Below are 17,080 nucleotides of genomic sequence, written 5' to 3'. Positions count from 1 at the left end.
GCCTGTCACCCCGGCCGCGACGTCCTGAAACGGTCGCGATAGTCGCGCGGCGTCAGCGAAAACCGGCGCAGGAAGGCCTTGCGCAATTGCTCGTCCGAGGTGAAGCCGCAGCGGAAGGCAATGGCCTTCAGCGGCAGGTCGCTGTCCAGAAGCAGCGCCTTGGCCCGTTCGCAGCGCGCGCCTTCCAGATAGCTGGCCGGAGTCGTGCCCAGTTCGGCGGCGAACAGACGGGTGAAGTTGCGCGGGCTCATCCCGGCGCGGGCGGCCATGTCGGGGATGTGCAAAGGCTGGTGCAGGTTGGCCAGCAGCCAGGACTGGATGTCCCGCATCCCCGGCGGGCCGCGCATCTGGCTGGTCAGGGCGGCGCTGAACTGCGACTGCCCTCCCGGCCGCTTGAGATAGATCACCAGGTCGCGCGCCACGGCCAGCGCCAGGTCGCGGCCGAAATCCTGCTCGACGAAGGCCAGCGCCAGATCGATCGCCGCCGTCACCCCGGCCGAGGTCCACAGGCTGCCGTCCTGCACGAAGATCGCGTCGGCATCCACGCGGACCCCGGGAAAGCGGCGCTGCAACAGCTCGGCCACGCTCCAATGCGTCGCCGCGCGGCGTCCGTCCAGGACCCCCGCCGCGGCCAGGAAGAACGACCCCGAGCAAAGGGCCGCGAAGCGTTCCGCCTCGAAGGCCCGCCTGCGGCACCACTCCACCAGCCCGGCTTCCCGCGCCAGCGCCGCCTGGATGTCCAGCGCACCGGCGACCATGACCGTGGCCAGCGGGCCGGTCTCGGGCAATCCGGTTTCGGCGGCAAGCGTGATCGGCGTATCCGAGGGGATGGCGCCGGGCCGGGGCGCGGTCAGCACGATGTCGTAGCGGCGCGGATCGCCCCGCTCGGCCAGATGGCGGTTGGCATAGCTGAGCACATTGACCGGCCCGACCGCCTCCATCGACTTGAAGCCGGGATAGATGACGATATGCACCCGGTGGCTGTCCCTGCCGGGCGCGGCTGGCCCCTGCCCTGTCATTCGCTTCCTGTCCCTTGGCCTGAACATCGGGAACCCTGTCCGAAATCGACCGGCCGGACAGGTTCCTGCAGCATCAGTAACGTAATAACATTACGTGATTGGATGCAAGCCGAGGAGACTGTCCGAGATGAAAACCCGCGCCGCCATCGCCTGGGAACCGAACCGCCCGCTGGAGATCGAGGAAATCGACCTTGAAGGCCCCAGGGACGGCGAGGTCCTGGTCCGTATCGTCACCACCAGCCTGTGCCATACCGACATGTTCACCCTGTCGGGCAAGGACCCCGAGGGGTTGTTCCCCGCCATCCTCGGCCATGAGGGCGTCGGGATCGTCGAAGAGATCGGCCGCGGCGTCACCTCGGTCAAGCCGGGCGATCATGTCATCCCGCTCTACATCCCCGAGGATCCGGACTGCCCCTATATCAGGTCGGGCAAGACCAACCTGTGCCAGACCATCCGCGAAACGCAGGGCCGCGGCGTCATGCCCGACGGCACTTCACGTTTCTCCTACAAGGGCAAGATGATCCATCACTACATGGGCACCAGCACCTTCAGCGAATACACGGTTCTGCCCGAGATCTCGGTGGCGAAGATCTCGACCGAGGCGCCGCTGGCCAAGGCCAGCGTCATGGGCTGCGCCATTCCGACCGGCATGGGTGCGGTCAGGAACACCGCCAAGGTGGAACCCGGCGCGACGGTGGCGGTCTTCGGCCTGGGCGCGGTCGGCATGGCGGTGATCCAGGGGGCGAAGATGGTCGGCGCCGGCCGGATCATCGGCATCGACACCAACCCGAACAAGTTCCCGCTGGCCCGCGGCCTTGGCGCGACCGAGTGCATCAATCCCGCGGATTTCCAGCAGCCGATCCAGCAGGTCGTCATCGACATGACCGGCGGCGGTGTAGATTACTCCTTCGAGTGCATCGGCAACGTCAATGTCATGCGCTCGGCGCTGGAATGCTGCCACAAGGGCTGGGGCGAATGCACGGTGATCGGCGTCGCCGGCGCGGGCGAAGAGATCGCCACCCGGCCCTTCCAGCTGGTCACCGGCCGGGTCTGGCGCGGCTCGGCCTTTGGCGGCGTGCGCGGGCGCAGCCAGCTGCCCGGCATGGTGGACGAATGGCTGCGGGGCGATTTCGACGTCGATCCCTATATCACCCACAACATGACGCATGAGCAGATCAATACCGCCTTCGACCTGCTGCATGCGGGCGAGTCGATCCGCTCGGTCATCCATTACCAGCCGCAGGAAACGATGCGGGTGAACAACCTGCCGGGCAAGATCGTCCCGGCGTGAGCGGATGAGGCAATCCCCGGACATCCTGCATATCCGGGGTTCGCCTGCGCCCGAAGCCGGCCGGCGGGAATATCATCGCGCGATGTCCTGCCCGGAGCTAGGGGGACGGAACCATGCCGTTCAGATAAAGCGACAGGGCATGCGCCGCCGCCCGGGCCTCGACATCCAGGGTCGCGCGTTCCGTGGCTTCATCGACCAGGTGGGCCTTGGGGCCGCTTTCTGCGCATCCTCCAAGGAGCGCGAGAATAAGGACGGTGCTGGCAATTCGCATTGGCGCTCTCTTGTCTGGTTGAATGTTTGCTGCCGCTACCGCAGCTGTCGCCGGATACCGAAGCGGCGCCGTCCCGTAGGAGCAACTTCGCCGCTTATTCGTCAGAACACCAGCGAACGATGCATCTGCGCCCCGGCCCAAGCCCCGGCCCCCACGGCAAGCGAGACCGAATGCGGCACCCGCGCCGCATCGCCGCAGGCGAAAGCGCCGGGCACCGTGGTCTCCTTCGCCGCATCGGTGCGGATCTGGGTGCCGAAAGGGGTCTCCTCCAGTTCGCAGCCCAGGCTTTCGGCCAGCGGCGAGGCCGGGACATTGCGGCCGGCGGTGAACAGCCCGGCAAAGCCCAGGCGGCGCCCGTCGGCCAGCACCACCTCGGCCTCGCCGTCCAGCCGCACGACCGGCGCCGTCTCGACCCCGACGCCCCGGGCGGCAAGGTCGGCCAGGGCCGCCGCATCCGGCGTCACCGCGCCGTTGGTGAACAGCGTGACCTCGCCCCATTCCGGCAGAAGCTGCGCCTGGTGCAGCGCCATCGGCCCGCTGGCCAGCAAGCCGATCCGGCCGCGGTCCAGTTCGTAGCCGTGGCAATAGGGGCAATGGAACACGGTCCTGCCCCAGCGCTCCGCCAGCCCCGGAATGTCCGGCAGAATGTCGCGGACGCCGATGGCGAAGAGCAGGCGCCTGCCCTCATGGCCGGAACCGTCCTCCAGGGTAACGCGGAACTCCTCTCGTTGCCCGGCGGCATCGACGGCTGTCGCGTCGATCCAGGTCAGGCTCGGATAGCGCAGAAGCTGCTCGCGCGCGGTCGCCCAGATCACCGCCGGGTCGACGCCGTCCTGTCCCAGGAAGCCATGCGAATGGCTGGCGAAGCGATTGCGCCGCCGGCCCGCATCGACGATCAGGACCGAGCGTCGCGCCCGCAGAAGCTGCAGCGCCGCGGCCATCCCGGCGTAGCTGCCGCCAATGACGATGACGTCCTGTTTCATGACACTCTCCTTGTCCTGCCGGGCCCCGGCCCCGGGCGGCCCATCAACCGAAGGGCCTGCCGCCCTGCTTGAATGCCTGGAACGCCATGGCGAGAAACGGCTGAGGCTTGCCCGAAAGCGCCTCGAATTCGGCGCGGATGGCGCCCTCGTCGAGATTGGTGCCGATGATCACCAGCCGGCTTGCGGCCTGCTCCTGCGGCCAGCCCTCCAGCCGCATGATCGGATAGAGCCGATGCTGCACGGCATGGATCAGCGCCGGCGCGGAAGGATCGTCCTGAAGCGCGACCAATCCCTTGATCCGCAAGAGCCCGTTGCCCGGCGTCGCGGTCAGCCGGACGAGGAACTGCCGCAGCGCGCGCTCATCGACCGGATCGTCGCGGACAAGCGGGATGGCGACGACGTTCCCATGCCGGTTCAGGTCGTGGAAATGGCCGCCATGGCCATGACCATGGTCATGGCTCGCTTCCGCCGCCAGCCAGGCCTCGACCCCCTCGCCCTTGCCGAAAGCGGAATAGCTGGCAGGTTCGAGCAGCGCGGCCGGTCGGAACGACGGATCGGTTCCGTCATGAATCCTCAGGCCCGGGTTGAGCCGCTTTAGCTTTTCCGGCCAATCGCCCGCCGGTGCCACGTCGGTCCTGGTCAGAACGGCATGATCGGCGAAGGCGATCTGGCGAAGGCTTTCGGGATGGCTGTCCAGTGCCGCGCCGATGCCCTGGACATCCACGACCGTGATCACGCCCGACAACCGAAAGGCCCGCGCCACCGCGTGATCGCGCAGCGACATGGCCGCCACCCCGCCGGGGATCAGGCTGTTGATGATCGGCGCCGGATCGGCCAGCCCCGTGGTCTCGACGATGACGCGCGAAAATGGCGGCAGGCTGCCATCGCGGCGGCCCACGAGCAGCTCATCCAGGGATGAGCGCAGGTCGCTGCCGACCGTGCAGCAGATGCAGCCGGTGGTGGTGACCACCGGCCGCTCCCGCCCCTCGCGGACCAGATCGTGATCGACGGATACCAGGCCGAACTCGTTAATGATCAGGGCCGTGTCGTGAAAGGCGGGATTCTCGAGGATGCGGTTCAGCAGCGTGGTCTTGCCCGCACCCAGAAAGCCGGTGAGGAGGAAGACGGGAAGCTGTTCGATGGTTCTGCCGGGTTTCATGCGGATATCCTCGCCTCGATCTTCGGTAAATCCTTGGCCGGATGCGGCAGCCGTGGCCGAACCAGGGCGGCAGCCAGTTGATAGGCCCGCACAGGGCCGATCATGCCGCCCGACACGCCGCGCGGCTGGATGCTGCGGCGCGCCCTCATCCGCCTTGCCCCACAAGCGGGGGATCTTCGACCGCGATGCCAAGCCCCAACAGCTCGTCGCGGATACGGTCGGCCGTGGCGAAATCGCGGCCGGCGCGGGCGGCGGCGCGTTCGTCCCGCAGCGCATCGATGCGGGCCACGTCTTTCTGGCCCGTCTGGCACGCGGCCAGTTCCGCCTGCCAGTCGCGCTCGGTCCTTTGCAGCAGGCCAAGCTCCGCCCCCGCCTCGACCAGGGCGGCGACATAGCGCGGCCTGAGTTCGGGATCGACCGAGCGCGCCGTGGTGGCCAGCACGAAAAGCTCGGCCAGCGCCGCCGGCGTGTTCAGATCGTCGTCCAGCGCGGCGCGGAAACGGGCCAGCAGCGGGCTGTCCCGGCACAGCCGCAGATCGCCCGGCCCGTCGCCGATGGCGACGTAAAGCCGGGAAAGCGTCCTGACCGCCTGCGGCAGCGTTTGCGCCGTCCAGCCGAGTGGCTGCCGGTAATGCGCCGAGAGCAGCGCCAACCGCACCGCCTCGCCCGGCGCCTGCCCCAACAGGTCGCGCAGCAAGAGCACATTGCCGAGCGACTTCGACATCTTCCGCCCCTCGACCGTGACGAAGCCGTTATGGATCCAGAAGCGCGCGCGGGTGCCTTGCGCGATCTCGTTCTCATGGTGCGGGAATTGCAGGTCCACGCCTCCGCCGTGGATGTCGATGGGATTGCCCAGGTGATGCTCGATCATCGCCGAGCATTCGATATGCCAGCCGGGCCGCCCCCGGCCCCAGGGGCTGTCCCAGCCGGGCTGGGTGGCGTCCGAGGGCTTCCACAGCACGAAATCCGCCGGATCGCGCTTGAAGGGCGCGACCTCGACCCGCGCGCCCGCGATCATTTCGTCGCGCTTGCGCCGCGAGAGCATGCCGTAATCGGCAAAGGAGGGCACATGATAGAGCACATGGCCCTCGGCCTCATAGGCGTGCCCCGCCGCCAGCAGGCGCCGGATCAGGTCGATGATCTGCGGAATATGATCCGTCACCTTCGGCTCGATGCCGGGCGGCCGCACCCCCAGCGCGGCCATGTCGGCGTGATAGGCCGTTGTGAACCGTTCGGTGATTGTCCCGATCGGAACACCCGCTGCGGCCGCAGCCGCGTTGATCTTGTCGTCCACATCCGTCAGGTTGCGGGCATAGATCACCCGGCCGAAATGCCGTTCCAGCACCCGCACCAGCACATCGAAGACCACGGCGGGGCGGGCATTGCCGATATGGGCGTAGTCATAAACCGTCGGGCCGCAGACATACATGCGGACCTCGCGCGGATTGCGGGGGACGAAGGGCTGTTTCTCGCCGCCCAGGCTGTTGGTGAGATATAGGGTCATCTGTCGTCTTTGTGTGGAAAATGCCGGATCGGTTGCGCGGGGACGGGCCTCAACAGAGGCATTTGTCGGCATCGCAACAGGCCAGATCGTCCAGATACATGTTGTTGGCGCGATAGAGTTCCAGCGCCGAGGTGTCGGCACCGAGCCGCCCGGCGATGGCGCGGGCGACCACGGCGAAACGCTGGCGGAACTTGTAGATGAAGCAGAAGAGATGGCCGTTATGCGACACCTCGGGCCCGACCAGGAACAGGCCCGGCAATTCGGTGGATTCGTCCTGTGGCGTCAGCAGCGGCAGGCCGGTTTCGTCATAGTCGAACCAGCCCGAGACCGGCGCCGTGCCGCTGGCAAAACCCGTGGCCAGAATCGGCGCATGGGACGAAAGCCAGCTGCGCCCGTCGCCCGCAAGGATGCGGATGCCGCCCGGCTCCTCTTCCAGCGCGACGACCTCGGCGCCGTCGGTCAGCGTGATGGCGCCGCCCTTCATCGCCACGTCCAGCCGCTGGCGGGTAAAGGGCGACAGGGCGCGGCTGGGATCCTTGTCGCCGTCCTGCCAGGGCGCCGCCCCGCGTTCCAGCACCGTCACCCGCTTGCCCGCGCGGGCAAGGCCAAGCGCCGCGTCGATGCCGCTTTCATAGCCACCGATGACGAAGACCTCGTCGCCCGGCACATCCTGCCAACGGCCGACCGCGGCGTAGTGGCGGGCATGTTCCGCACCGATCAGGCCGCCATCCGAAGGGGTGCCGAACTGGCCGCAGGCCCAGATCACGAAATCCGCGCCGATCTCGCCGCAGCCCGTGCGCAGGGCGAATCCCTCGCCATGCGGCTCCAGCCCCAGCACCTCGATGCCGCATGCGACGTTCAGCCCGAAGGCCAGCGCCGCCTGCTCCAGATATTGGGCGTAGCGCCCGCCGTCGGGATGTTCGCGCTTCAGCGACCAGCCGGGCGAGCTGTCATAGCTGATCGCGTTCAGGTCGGTCAGGCCGAAGACATTGCCGGGAAAGGACGGCGTCAGCAGCCGCGTGCCCGAGGGCCAGCGCAGGAAGCTTTGCCCGATCCGGCCGCGTTCCAGCACCCAGACATCGGGGATCGCCAGGTCGCGCAGCACCCGCGCCACGCCCAGGCCCGCCGGCCCCGCCCCGACGATGGCCACGGTGACGTGATCGGGGATGCGACGGTCTTCGGACAGGCTCATGGCGTCACCTCGGCGGAAAGATAGCCGACGGGCAGCACATGCTCGGACACGGCAACGGAGTTCAGGGCGGAGAAGAGATCCCGCAGCTCGGGATCGGTGAAGTCGCGCAGGATCAGCACCAGTTTCGAGCGGCGATCCTCGCCCTGCCAGTCGGTCAGCAGGACCGGCGGATGAAAGATGTGCTGGACGCCGTGGACCACGAAAGGATGCGGCACGCCCTGCAGGTGGATCAACCCCTTGAAGCGCAGCAGATCGGCGCCGCGCTGCGCCATCAGCATCTCCATCCAGAGATCGAAGGCCGTGGCCGAAATCGGCTCGTCGATCACCCAGGAGACCGAGCGGATCGCGTCCAGATGCCTGAGGGCGTCAAGATCGGCCAGCTTCGGAACCGGAACGGCCTCCTGCCGCAGCCAGCCCTGCGCCTCGGCCGACTTCATCGTCGGATCGAAGTGCCCCAGCCCGGTCAGCCGCCGGGGATCGATCCGGCCCTGCAACGCGATCTGGACCGGCGCAGCGGAGTTCAGCGCCGCGATTTCGCGGCGGGCGGCGGGCTCGTCGGCCTCGGGCAGGTCGGTCTTGGTCAGCAGGACAAGATCGGCCAGGGCAACCTGGCGCCTTGCTTCCTCGTGCCGGCGCAGGGTGTCCGGCCCCGTCGCGGCATCGACCGTCGCCACGACGCCATCGGTCACGAAACGCTCGGACAGGTCCATGCTGGTCAGCAGCGTGTGCAGGATTGGCGCCGGATCGGCCAGCCCGGTGGTCTCGATCATCACCCGCTCGAAGTCCAGCTCTCCCGCCTCGCGCCGTTCCGCAAGTTCGACCAGCGTGTCCAGCAGATCGCCCCGCAAGGCGCAGCACATGCAGCCCGACTGCAGCAAGACCAGAGTCTCGGTCGTCGAGACGACCAGTTCGTGGTCCAGCCCGATCTCGCCGAATTCGTTGATGATGATGGCCGTGCGGCCGAAATCGCGATGGCGCAGCAGCCCGTTCAGCACCGTGGTCTTGCCGCTGCCAAGAAAGCCGGTCAGCAGCGTGACGGGAAGAGGCGTCGGGGAAGGGTCCGTCATGCCCGCCCCGCCCTTATCCGGCCCTGGCGCTTGGGGACGGCGGCGGCATCCCGGCAATCGGCGCAAGTTCCCTGCAATTCGATGACGCGACGTCCGACCTGGAAGCCCAGCGAAGCCGCGCGTTCGGAAAGGACCTCGGCAAGGCCGGCCAGTTCCAGTTCCACCGTGGCGCCGCAGCTGTTGCAGAGAAAGAAGAGACCGGCATAGCGATCCTGTGGATGCGCCGAGGGGACAAAGGCGTTGCGCGTCTCGATCCGGCTGATGAACCCCTGCTCCAGCAGAAAGTTGAGCGCCCGATAGGCGGTCGGCGGGGCCAGGGGCCGGCCCAGCCTGTGGCCCAATGCCCGCAACAGCTCGTAAGCTCTGACGGGGCCGTCGAATTTCAGCAATACCTCAAGCACCGTCCGCCGCAGCGGCGTGAAGCGGACGCCCCGTTCGGCGCAGATGCGCTCGACCGCTTCGATGCTCAGGGTGTGAGCAGGACTGGGACCGGACCCCGACATGCAACTGCCTCGCCAATGGATGAACGTAATGTTATTACGTTACCAAAACGCGCGCAAGCCTCGCCGGCATGAATGGCCCGCGGCCGGATCAAGGCGGACCCCGCAGGCCGCAACCAGCTTGATTGGCAACCCCTCTGGTCCTGTCGGGTAGACGCGCCGGGATCGGCGCAGTTCAGAACGGCGTCTGGAGCAGGCGCAGCGCCGTCGAGAAGGCAAAGATCGCCACGAGACCGCCGAGGACGATCTCGACCAGGCTGGCAAGGACCGGCGCGCGACCAAAGGCCGGCAGCGAGACATGCACGCCGCGACGCAAGCCGACCGCGACGACCGCGGCAAGGCCCGTCACCATCATGGTGCCGATCCCCATGGCATAGACCCCGGCGATCCCGACGGCGTCCAGACCGAACCGCCAGGTCAGGATCAGCAGGAACAGCGCCCCGGTGCAGGGACGCAGGGCCACTCCGGCGACCAGCGCGGCAGCTTCGCGCCACGAGCGGGTCGCCAGAACCTCCTGGGCATCGGGGACATGGGCATGGCCGCAGCCGCAGGTTTCGGAATGCGCGTGACCGTGCCGATGCCGGCCGGCGGCCAGCCTGCGCAATCCCCGCCAGCACAGGATCACCCCCAGCAGGGCGATCGCCGCGGCCGAGAACGGTTCGAGACTGGCCGAGGCGCCCTCGACGCGGTCGCGCGCGCCGCCGAAGATCCAGACGCCGACATAGACGAGGACCACCGCCACCGTCGCCTGCGCAAGGCTGGTGATCGCGGCCAGGCTGACCATGCGCTTCATCGGCACGTCGGTCGCGACCCCATAGGCACCGATCAGCGCCTTGCCGTGTCCCGGCCCCAGCGCATGCAGGAAACCATAGGCGAAGCAGATGCCCAGAAAGGTCGTGACCGCCCCGGCCTCGCCGCCCCGCAGGGCGCGCAAGGCACGCGCCAGCGCGTTCTGATAGTCGCGCTGCCAGCCCACCGCCATCCGGGCGACTCGGTCGTCCAGCCCGGTCCAGAAGACCAGGCCGGCGGCCACCGCAAGAGCCAGCAGGGTGACGGGGATCACCTTGCGCATTCCAGCCTCATGTCGTCAGCGAAATCGCCGCCCACATCGGGATATTTGCCCTGATCCATGATCTCGTCATTGGTCAGCTTGGCCAGTTCGTCGCCATATTTGCGTTGCGCGGCGGCGATGTCGGCCTTTTCGATCTCGATCCGGCAATCGTCCCGGCCGTTGATCCGGGGGGCTCCGGCCAGGTCATAGAAGGTGTAATAGGTCGGATCATAGACCTGCGCCTCGATCCGCTCGTCCTCGGGCCTGATCCGGTCCAGAAGCGCACGGATATGGGTCACGATGATCCGGCCCTGCTGATAGCGCACGGCAATGTCCAAAGGGCCGGACAGCGCAACCGGCTTGCCGTCACGGGTCAGATAGAGGTCGCCCGCGAAATCCTCGGGCCAGTCGCTGAACATGGCGGTGAGGCGGGCGATCTCGTCATCCGTCAGCACGCCATCGCCGTCCTTGTCCATCTCCATGTCCTCGACCATCAGCATCGAGGAGAAATCGTCGAAGGCCCAGACCACGCTGACGGCGCCCAGCCTGCCCTCACCGTCGAAGCGGAACGTCAGCCCGGTGTCGATGAAGACATGCGGATGCGCCTCGGCCTTTCCGAGCGAAAGGACCGACAGCAGACACAGTGTAGCAAGCCCGAGACAGCGCATGGAGCCTGCCTTATGCGCTGGCGTCCGCCTGGACAAATCACAAAACCGGCGTCTCGGCAGTTCCCCGCCGGAGTCTCGGCCCGCTTTCACGTGCCGTGCCACCCTCTCGGACGGAAGCGGAGGGTTGTTGAACCTCGTCTCTTGCCGTCGCAGTTCGGTAATGTAATAACATCACGCAAATTCGAGTCTGTCATGCAGCGACGCCCGGAGCCGCCTGAAATGAACCCCCGCACGGCCGATGCCTGTATCACCTTCGAGGATCTGACGGTCGGCTATGGCAGCCATGCCGCTGTCCATCACCTGAACGGCCCGGTTGCGGCCGGCGCGCTGCTCGCCGTGGTCGGGCCGAACGGATCGGGCAAGTCCACGCTGGTCAAATGCATCACCGGGCTGCTCAATCCGCTCAGCGGCAGCTGCCGCATCGCGCCGCGGACCAGCCTGGCCTATCTGCCGCAGCAATCCGAACTGGACCGCAGCTTTCCGGCGCGGGTGGTGGACCTGGTCGCGCTTGGCCTGTGGCGCAAGCGCGGCCTGCTGGGCCGGCACCGGGCCGAGGATCGCAAGGCCGTGGCGGATGCATTGCGCGCCGTAGGGCTGGAGGGCTTCGAAGGGCGTCCCATCGACAGCCTGTCGGGCGGTCAGTTGCAGCGCGCCCTGTTCGCCCGGGTGCTGGTTCAGGATGCCGATCTGATCCTGCTGGACGAGCCCTTCAACGCCATCGACGAAAAGACCATCCGCGACCTCATCGGCCTGATCCTGCACTGGCATGGCGAAGGGCGCACGGTAGTCGTGGTCGTCCATGACCTCGACCTGGTGCGGGCGCATTTCCCGCAGGCGCTGCTGCTTGCCCGCCGTCCCATCGCCTGGGGACCCACCGCCAAGGTCGTCACGCCCGCAAACATGCAGCGCGCCCGGCAGTTCCAGGAAGCCTGGGACGAGAAGGCGCCCTGGTGCGAGCCGTCCCCCGCCCCGGCCAGAGGCGCTGCGTGATGTTCGACTGGGTCGTGGCGCCTTTCATGGAATTCGCCTTCATGCAGCGCGCGCTGGCGGGGGCGCTCTTGCTGTCGCTCTCGGCCTGCCCGGTCGGCGTCTTCCTGATGCTGCGCCGGATGAGCCTGACCGGCGACGCCATGTCCCACGCCATCCTGCCGGGCGCGGCGGCGGGCTTCCTGCTTTACGGGCTGGAGATCGTGCCGATGACCATCGGCGGGCTGATCGCCGGTGCCATCGTGGCGCTTGGCGCCGGCGCTGTCGCACGGCTGACGGTGCAAAAGGAGGACGCCTCGATGGCGGCCTTCTACCTGGTCTCGCTGGCCATCGGGGTCGTCATGGTCAGCCTGCGCGGCTCCAGCGTCGATCTGATGCATGTTCTGTTCGGCACGGTGCTGGCGCTGAACGACGATGCATTGCGGCTGATCGGGCTTGTCGCCGCCGTCACGCTGGCGACCACGGTGCTGCTGTGGCGTGCGCTGGTGGCGGAATGCCTCGATCCGCTGTTCCTGCGTTCGGTCTCGGGCCTGGGGGGCGTGGTGCACTTCGCCTTCCTGGGGCTGGTGGTGCTGAACCTGGTCGCCGGGTTCCAGGCGCTTGGCACGCTGCTGTCGGTCGGGCTGATGATCCTGCCGGGCGCTGCGGCGCGGTTCTGGGTGAACACGACCCTCGCGATGTGCGTCGTCTCGGTCGGGATCGGCATCGTCTCCTCGCTGGGCGGGCTCTTGCTGTCCTATCACGCCAGCCTGCCCTCGGGTCCGGCGATCATCCTCTCGGCAGGGGTGGTCTATCTCGTCTCGCTTCTGGCGGGGCCGCGCGGCGTGCTGCGGCCCGCCCTGCCCCGCCGCCACCACCGGACGGCCTGACGCCATGAAAGGATATCCCATGAAAGACTGGCTCTTCCGCATCGCCGCCTGCTCGGCAATCACGCTTTCTTCCTTTGCGGCTGCGCAGGCGGAACCGCTGGACGTGGTCGCGACCTTCTCGATCATCGGGGATTTCGCGGCAGAGGTCGGCGGCGATCGGATCAGGCTGAACGTACTGGTCGGCCCGGATTCCGACACGCATGTCTATGAGCCGCGCCCGGCCGACGCGATCGCGCTGGCCGGCGCCGATGTGGTGCTGACCAACGGGCTGGAGTTCGAGGGCTTCCTGACCCGCCTGATCGCCGCCAGCGGAACCGATGCCGCCGTCGCCACCCTGACCGACGGGGTTGAGACCATGGAGGAGCCGGGCGGCGGCCATTACCACTATATCGACGGCAAGGCGATCTTCCATGCCGGCGCGCATGATCCCCATGCCTGGCAATCGGTGCCGAATGCCAAGATCTATGTGCAGAACATCGCCGCCGCCTTCTGCGCCGCCGATGCCGAGGGCTGCCCCGCCTATGAGGCGAATGCGGCCCGCTATGCCGGCGAACTGGACGCCCTCGATACCCAGATCCGCAGCGCCGTCGCCGCCCTGCCCGAGGACCGCCGCACCGTGGTGGTCGCCCACAACGCCTTCCGCTATTTCGAAGCCGCCTATGGCGTGGATTTCCTGTCGCCGCAGGGCATCTCGACCGAATCCGAGGCCGCTGCGGCCGATATCGCGGGCCTGATCCGCGAGATCCGCGACCGCAAGGCCGCGGCCATCTTCGCCGAGAACATCAGCGACACGAGGCTGCTGGAGCAGATCGCGCGCGAGGCCGGACTGCCGCTGGCCGGCACGCTCTATTCCGACGCGCTGTCCGGGCCGGACGGTCCCGCGTCCGACTACATCGCGATGATGCGGCACAATGCCGGTGCCATCACCGCGGCGCTGGCCGCCGACTGACCCGACCGCGCCGGGCCGCTTCAATTCCTTCATCCCGAACCTCATCAAGGAGAGACCATCCATGTTCAGACAACTCGCGGGCGCCAGCACCCTGGCGCTGATCCTGGCCGGCGGCGCCGTCGCCCAGGATCACGACCACGACCACGATCACGACCATGGCGACGTCACGCTTTACCGCGTCTTCGTCGGCGACCATGAAAAAGGTCAGGTCACCGCGTTCGACCTGTCCGAACCCGACCATCGCTGGACCTTCCCGACCACCGGCCAGGTCAAGCTCTATTCCGTTGCCGGCGGCGCGGTGGTGGCCGCGGTGCAGTCCGATGCCGATACGGTGCAGTTCATCCGCAGCGGCATCTCGTTCCACGACCACGGCGACCATCGCGACATCGAGGTGGGCGATCCCGCGGCCATCGACGCCAGCCTGACCGGGCCGCGCCCGTTCCACTTGGTCGAGCATGACGGCAAGGTGGTGCTGAACTACGACAATGGCGGCTATGCCGAGATCCTCGACGGCGGCGCGCTGGCCGAGGGCAAGGTCGAGCCGGTGAAGTTCCCGCAGGCCCGCGCCCATCACGGGTTCGTCGCGCCCTTGGGGGGAAGCTGGCTCTCCACCGTCGCCTCGGACGAGAAGGTCGAGGGCGACGCCTCGGTGCCGCGCCTCGGCCTGCAGGCCTTCGATGCCGAGGGCAATCCGGCGGGCGAGCTGGCCACCTGCACCGCGATCCATGGCGAGGCCTTCTCGGGCGCCTATCTGGCCGCCGGCTGCAAGGAGGGCGTGCTGACCGTCAAGGCCGGCGCGAACGGCCCGGAATACAAGCTGCTGCCCTATCCCGAGGATCTGCCGCAGGGCGTGACCACCGGCACGCTGCTGGGTTCGACCGGCATCCAGGTGTTCCTGGGCAATTACGGCCCCGACGGGCTGGTGGTGCTCGACCCGGTGGACGAGCCGCATTACCGCTACATCAAGCTGCCCTTCCGCCGGGTGGATTTCGCGCTCGACCCGGCCAAGCCCTCGACCGGCTACGTGCTGACCGAGGACGGCAGCCTGCACCGCATCGACCTGCTGAAGGCCGAGATCGCGGCCAGCGCCAAGGTGACGGAGCCCTATTCGATGGACGGGCATTGGAACGACCCGCGCCCGCGCATCGCCATGGCCGGCAATGAAATCGTCGTCACCGACCCCAACGCAGGTCTGGTGCGCCGCATCGCGACCGAGAGCCTCGAAGAACTCGGGACGGTCGAGGTCGAGGGCAAGCCCTACAACATCGCCGTGACCGGCGGCAGCGGCGTCACGCATTGACGCAGGCACGACACGAAAGGGGGCGGTTTTCCGCCCCCTTCTTTAATTCGGGCAGGACGTATCAGCCGATCCGGCCGCCGCCCTGTTTCGTGATCGCCACCACCGCCGGGCGCACCGGCATGTCGTCGCGGAAATCCGGCCAGCGGGTCGACAGGTCCTCGTAATAGGACGGCCGGCCGTGGCCCTCCCAATCCTCGCCGCCGTCGCCGGGATGCTGCACCGCCACGAAGAAGGTGGTCAGGTCCGGCGTCGGACAGGGGCCGCACATCTCGGCCCCCACGGGCACGCGATAGAACAGCCGCGAGGTGCCGCGCGCCGCGCCCTCGACATCCACCGCCCAAAGACCATCCGTGCGCCCGGTATCCGAAGGCGAATTGCCGTCGGTCGAGACCCAGAGCCGCCCGTCGCTGTCGATGGCGCAATTGTCGGGCATGCCGAACCAGCCATTCGCCGTGGTTGCGGTCGAGAAGGTCGCGCCCACCTCGGCCACCGAAGGATCGCCGCATTGCAGCAGGATCTCCCAGCTGCCCTTGGTCGCCGCCAGATCGCCCCCGTCCTCGAGGATCTCGATGATATGGCCGAAGGCATTGTCCACGCGCGGGTTGGCGGCATTCGCCTCTTCGCGCTTGGTGTTGTTGGTCAGCATGACATAGGCCCGGCCGGTCTCGGCATTGGGCTCGATATCCTCGGGCCGGTCCATCGGCGTCGCACCCAGCAGGTCGGCGGCGCGGCGGGTCTCGATCAGCACGTCGGCCTGGCTCTCGAAGCCGTTCTCGGCAGTCAGCGGTCCCTGCCCGTGCACCAGCGGCAGCCAGACGAAGCTGCCATCCTCGTCGAAGCGCGCGACGTAAAGCGTGCCTTCGTCCAGCAGGTCCAGGTTCGCGGCGCGGTCCTCGGGATCATAGCGGCCGGCGGTCACGAACTTGTAGACATAATCGAAACGCTCGTCGTCGCCCAGATAGAAGACGACGCGCCCGTCCTTGGCCAAGGCGCTCGCCGCGCCCTCGTGCTTGAAGCGGCCAAGCGCGGTGCGCTTCTTCGGGGTCGAGTTCGGGTCCATGACATCGACCTCAACGATCCAGCCGAAGCGGTTGGGCTCGTTCGGTTCCTTGCCGATGTCGAAGCGGTCGTGGAACTTGCCCCAGGCATAGCTGTCCTCGGGGATGCCCATGCGCTTGTAGTTCTCGGCCTCGGGGTGGCCTTCGGGCAGCGCGCCGGTAAAATAGCCGTGGATGTTCTCCTCGGCCATGATGTAGGTGCCCCAGGGCGTCACGCCGCCGGCGCAATTGTTGATGGTGCCCAGGACGCGGGTGCCGTCCGGATCGGCGGCGGTCTGCATCCGCGCATGCCCGGCGGCCGGACCGCGGATATCCATCGGCGTCTTGGCGGTGATGCGGCGGTTCAGCGCGCCGTCCAGCACCGGCTGCCATTTGCCGTCCACCTTGCGGATCTCGATCACCGTGCCGCCATGCGCGGCCATCTCGATGTCCACGCGGTCCTCGGTCGCATCGGCGACGGCGATCTTGCCGTCCTCGACGGTGACGATGCCGGGGAACATCAGGTGTTCGTTGGTATATTCGTGGTTCACCACCAGCAGGCCGCGGTCATCGGCGCCGTCCAGCGGGATGAAGCCGACGAAATCGTTGTTATAGCCGAACTGGCGTTCCTGCGCGGCTTCGGACTGGTTCAGCGGGTCGAATTCCGGCGCGTCGGCAAAAACCTTGTCGCCCCAGCGCAGCAGGATGTCGGCGTCATAGCCCTGGGCCACGTGATGGTCGGCATCGACGCCGGCCGTCACCTCGGGGAAGTCGAAGGCCGAACCTTCGACGGCATCCTGGGCGCGCGCCTCGTCGGCGGCCAGCAGGGCGAAGGGGCTGACGGTGGCCGAGATGGCGGTCGCGGCCATCGAGCCCTTCAGGAAACCGCGGCGCGAGAAGCGCGCGGCGATGATCTCGCCCATGGTGCGGTTGTCGGTCGGATTGTGGCCCGGTCCGTCAGCCTCCTCCAACTGGCTGGTGCGGAAGACATGGCGGGACGGATGTTGCTCGGTCATGAGACGCTCCTGGCTGATGGCGCGGCCCCGGCCGAAGACGGGACCGCCCCTTCCATAGCGGCCCAGTTTGACCAAAGAGTGACAGTGACCTTCCCTTTCAGTTCCGGGATGATCCGCAGCACGGGGAACGGCAGGCACAAGAGGTTGAACGCGGTTTGATCCCGGTTCCGGCCGACACGCGGATCTGGCCGATGGCAGGCGGCATGGGCAAGGGTTT

General features: G+C 67.6%; 16 protein-coding genes. 5 read left to right on the top strand and 11 right to left on the bottom strand.

Features of this window, described 5'->3' with window-relative positions; translation table 11 throughout:
• Positions 1-5 precede the first annotated feature (5 nt).
• The gene (locus PARJ55_RS0109125) at positions 6-1,019 is read right to left on the bottom strand and encodes a GlxA family transcriptional regulator (protein WP_036713950.1); all 1,014 of its coding nucleotides are present in this window, start codon (positions 1,017-1,019) and stop codon (positions 6-8) included.
• 127 nt (positions 1,020-1,146) lie between these two features.
• On the opposite strand from PARJ55_RS0109125, the gene PARJ55_RS0109120 reads away from it, so the two are divergent.
• Positions 1,147-2,310 carry an S-(hydroxymethyl)glutathione dehydrogenase/class III alcohol dehydrogenase gene (locus PARJ55_RS0109120; RefSeq protein ID WP_028712750.1) on the top strand — a complete coding sequence of 388 codons (1,164 nt, stop codon included), beginning with the start codon at positions 1,147-1,149 and terminating at the stop codon, positions 2,308-2,310.
• Positions 2,311-2,407: 97 nt separating this feature from the next.
• Here PARJ55_RS0109120 and PARJ55_RS23930 read toward each other — a convergent pair whose 3' ends face one another.
• From PARJ55_RS23930 to PARJ55_RS0109075, 9 genes are all read right to left on the bottom strand, one after another.
• Positions 2,408-2,581 (bottom strand): hypothetical protein, encoded by a 174-nt coding sequence (locus tag PARJ55_RS23930; protein WP_156929460.1) that lies wholly within the window; start codon positions 2,579-2,581, stop codon positions 2,408-2,410.
• Positions 2,582-2,682: 101 nt separating this feature from the next.
• Positions 2,683-3,564, bottom strand: coding sequence for an NAD(P)/FAD-dependent oxidoreductase (locus tag PARJ55_RS0109110; protein WP_028712749.1), 882 nt, complete (start codon positions 3,562-3,564; stop codon positions 2,683-2,685).
• Positions 3,565-3,607: 43 nt separating this feature from the next.
• Positions 3,608-4,723, bottom strand: coding sequence for a GTP-binding protein (locus tag PARJ55_RS21775; protein WP_051416217.1), 1,116 nt, complete (start codon positions 4,721-4,723; stop codon positions 3,608-3,610).
• Between the two features lie 145 nt (positions 4,724-4,868).
• Entirely contained in the window at positions 4,869-6,227 is a 1,359-nt protein-coding gene (cysS, locus tag PARJ55_RS0109100) for a cysteine--tRNA ligase (protein WP_028712748.1), read from the bottom strand.
• 49 nt (positions 6,228-6,276) lie between these two features.
• Positions 6,277-7,419, bottom strand: a complete 1,143-nt coding sequence (locus PARJ55_RS0109095) for an NAD(P)/FAD-dependent oxidoreductase (protein WP_036697872.1) — start codon at positions 7,417-7,419, stop codon at positions 6,277-6,279.
• Positions 7,416-8,486, bottom strand: coding sequence for a GTP-binding protein (locus tag PARJ55_RS21770; RefSeq protein WP_036697873.1), 1,071 nt, complete (start codon positions 8,484-8,486; stop codon positions 7,416-7,418). Before PARJ55_RS21770 ends, PARJ55_RS0109095 begins: the two co-directional genes overlap by 4 nt.
• A complete protein-coding gene (locus PARJ55_RS21765; protein ID WP_051416216.1) occupies positions 8,483-8,989 on the bottom strand; it encodes a transcriptional repressor in 507 nt (168 codons plus the stop codon). The genes PARJ55_RS21770 and PARJ55_RS21765 overlap by 4 nt, the downstream gene beginning before the upstream one ends.
• Positions 8,990-9,161: 172 nt before the next feature.
• On the bottom strand, positions 9,162-10,058 hold the full coding sequence (locus PARJ55_RS0109080) for a nickel/cobalt transporter (protein ID WP_028712746.1): 897 nt from the start codon (positions 10,056-10,058) through the stop codon (positions 9,162-9,164).
• Positions 10,046-10,705 carry a DUF1007 family protein gene (locus PARJ55_RS0109075; RefSeq protein WP_036697877.1) on the bottom strand — a complete coding sequence of 220 codons (660 nt, stop codon included), beginning with the start codon at positions 10,703-10,705 and terminating at the stop codon, positions 10,046-10,048. The genes PARJ55_RS0109080 and PARJ55_RS0109075 overlap by 13 nt, the downstream gene beginning before the upstream one ends.
• A gap of 219 nt (positions 10,706-10,924) precedes the next feature.
• Between PARJ55_RS0109075 and aztA the strand changes: the two genes are divergently transcribed.
• From aztA to PARJ55_RS0109055, 4 genes are all read left to right on the top strand, one after another.
• Positions 10,925-11,695 (top strand): zinc ABC transporter ATP-binding protein AztA, encoded by a 771-nt coding sequence (aztA, locus tag PARJ55_RS0109070; protein WP_028712744.1) that lies wholly within the window; start codon positions 10,925-10,927, stop codon positions 11,693-11,695.
• Positions 11,695-12,561, top strand: a complete 867-nt coding sequence (gene aztB, locus PARJ55_RS0109065) for a zinc ABC transporter permease AztB (protein WP_028712743.1) — start codon at positions 11,695-11,697, stop codon at positions 12,559-12,561. The genes aztA and aztB overlap by 1 nt, the downstream gene beginning before the upstream one ends.
• A gap of 19 nt (positions 12,562-12,580) precedes the next feature.
• Complete coding sequence (gene aztC, locus PARJ55_RS0109060; RefSeq protein ID WP_028712742.1) at positions 12,581-13,510, top strand: zinc ABC transporter substrate-binding protein AztC; 930 nt, start codon at positions 12,581-12,583, stop codon at positions 13,508-13,510.
• Between the two features lie 61 nt (positions 13,511-13,571).
• The gene (locus tag PARJ55_RS0109055) at positions 13,572-14,810 is read left to right on the top strand and encodes a metallochaperone AztD (RefSeq protein WP_028712741.1); all 1,239 of its coding nucleotides are present in this window, start codon (positions 13,572-13,574) and stop codon (positions 14,808-14,810) included.
• 61 nt (positions 14,811-14,871) lie between these two features.
• Here PARJ55_RS0109055 and PARJ55_RS0109050 read toward each other — a convergent pair whose 3' ends face one another.
• Positions 14,872-16,863, bottom strand: a complete 1,992-nt coding sequence (locus tag PARJ55_RS0109050; RefSeq protein WP_028712740.1) for a PhoX family phosphatase — start codon at positions 16,861-16,863, stop codon at positions 14,872-14,874.
• Between the last annotated feature and the right edge of the window lie 217 nt (positions 16,864-17,080).

Source organism: Paracoccus sp. J55 (genome assembly GCF_000513975.1).
In the GTDB taxonomy this organism is placed as follows: Bacteria; Pseudomonadota; Alphaproteobacteria; order Rhodobacterales; family Rhodobacteraceae; genus Paracoccus.
This window is presented reverse-complemented; position numbering and strand designations above follow the sequence as displayed.

What these genes read in the sequence shown, in the direction of transcription:
- aztA (WP_028712744.1), top strand. Translation starts at nt 10,925, where the DNA reads ATGAACCCCCGCACGGCCGATGCCTGTATCACCTTCGAGGATCTGACG.
- PARJ55_RS21770 (WP_036697873.1), bottom strand. Translation starts at nt 8,486, where the DNA reads ATGACGGACCCTTCCCCGACGCCTCTTCCCGTCACGCTGCTGACCGGC.
- PARJ55_RS0109050 (WP_028712740.1), bottom strand. Translation starts at nt 16,863, where the DNA reads ATGACCGAGCAACATCCGTCCCGCCATGTCTTCCGCACCAGCCAGTTG.
- PARJ55_RS23930 (WP_156929460.1), bottom strand. Translation starts at nt 2,581, where the DNA reads ATGCGAATTGCCAGCACCGTCCTTATTCTCGCGCTCCTTGGAGGATGC.
- PARJ55_RS0109075 (WP_036697877.1), bottom strand. Translation starts at nt 10,705, where the DNA reads ATGCGCTGTCTCGGGCTTGCTACACTGTGTCTGCTGTCGGTCCTTTCG.
- PARJ55_RS0109125 (WP_036713950.1), bottom strand. Translation starts at nt 1,019, where the DNA reads ATGACAGGGCAGGGGCCAGCCGCGCCCGGCAGGGACAGCCACCGGGTG.
- PARJ55_RS0109120 (WP_028712750.1), top strand. Translation starts at nt 1,147, where the DNA reads ATGAAAACCCGCGCCGCCATCGCCTGGGAACCGAACCGCCCGCTGGAG.
- cysS (WP_028712748.1), bottom strand. Translation starts at nt 6,227, where the DNA reads ATGACCCTATATCTCACCAACAGCCTGGGCGGCGAGAAACAGCCCTTC.
- aztB (WP_028712743.1), top strand. Translation starts at nt 11,695, where the DNA reads ATGTTCGACTGGGTCGTGGCGCCTTTCATGGAATTCGCCTTCATGCAG.
- PARJ55_RS0109110 (WP_028712749.1), bottom strand. Translation starts at nt 3,564, where the DNA reads ATGAAACAGGACGTCATCGTCATTGGCGGCAGCTACGCCGGGATGGCC.
- aztC (WP_028712742.1), top strand. Translation starts at nt 12,581, where the DNA reads ATGAAAGACTGGCTCTTCCGCATCGCCGCCTGCTCGGCAATCACGCTT.
- PARJ55_RS0109080 (WP_028712746.1), bottom strand. Translation starts at nt 10,058, where the DNA reads ATGCGCAAGGTGATCCCCGTCACCCTGCTGGCTCTTGCGGTGGCCGCC.
- PARJ55_RS0109055 (WP_028712741.1), top strand. Translation starts at nt 13,572, where the DNA reads ATGTTCAGACAACTCGCGGGCGCCAGCACCCTGGCGCTGATCCTGGCC.
- PARJ55_RS0109095 (WP_036697872.1), bottom strand. Translation starts at nt 7,419, where the DNA reads ATGAGCCTGTCCGAAGACCGTCGCATCCCCGATCACGTCACCGTGGCC.
- PARJ55_RS21765 (WP_051416216.1), bottom strand. Translation starts at nt 8,989, where the DNA reads ATGTCGGGGTCCGGTCCCAGTCCTGCTCACACCCTGAGCATCGAAGCG.
- PARJ55_RS21775 (WP_051416217.1), bottom strand. Translation starts at nt 4,723, where the DNA reads ATGAAACCCGGCAGAACCATCGAACAGCTTCCCGTCTTCCTCCTCACC.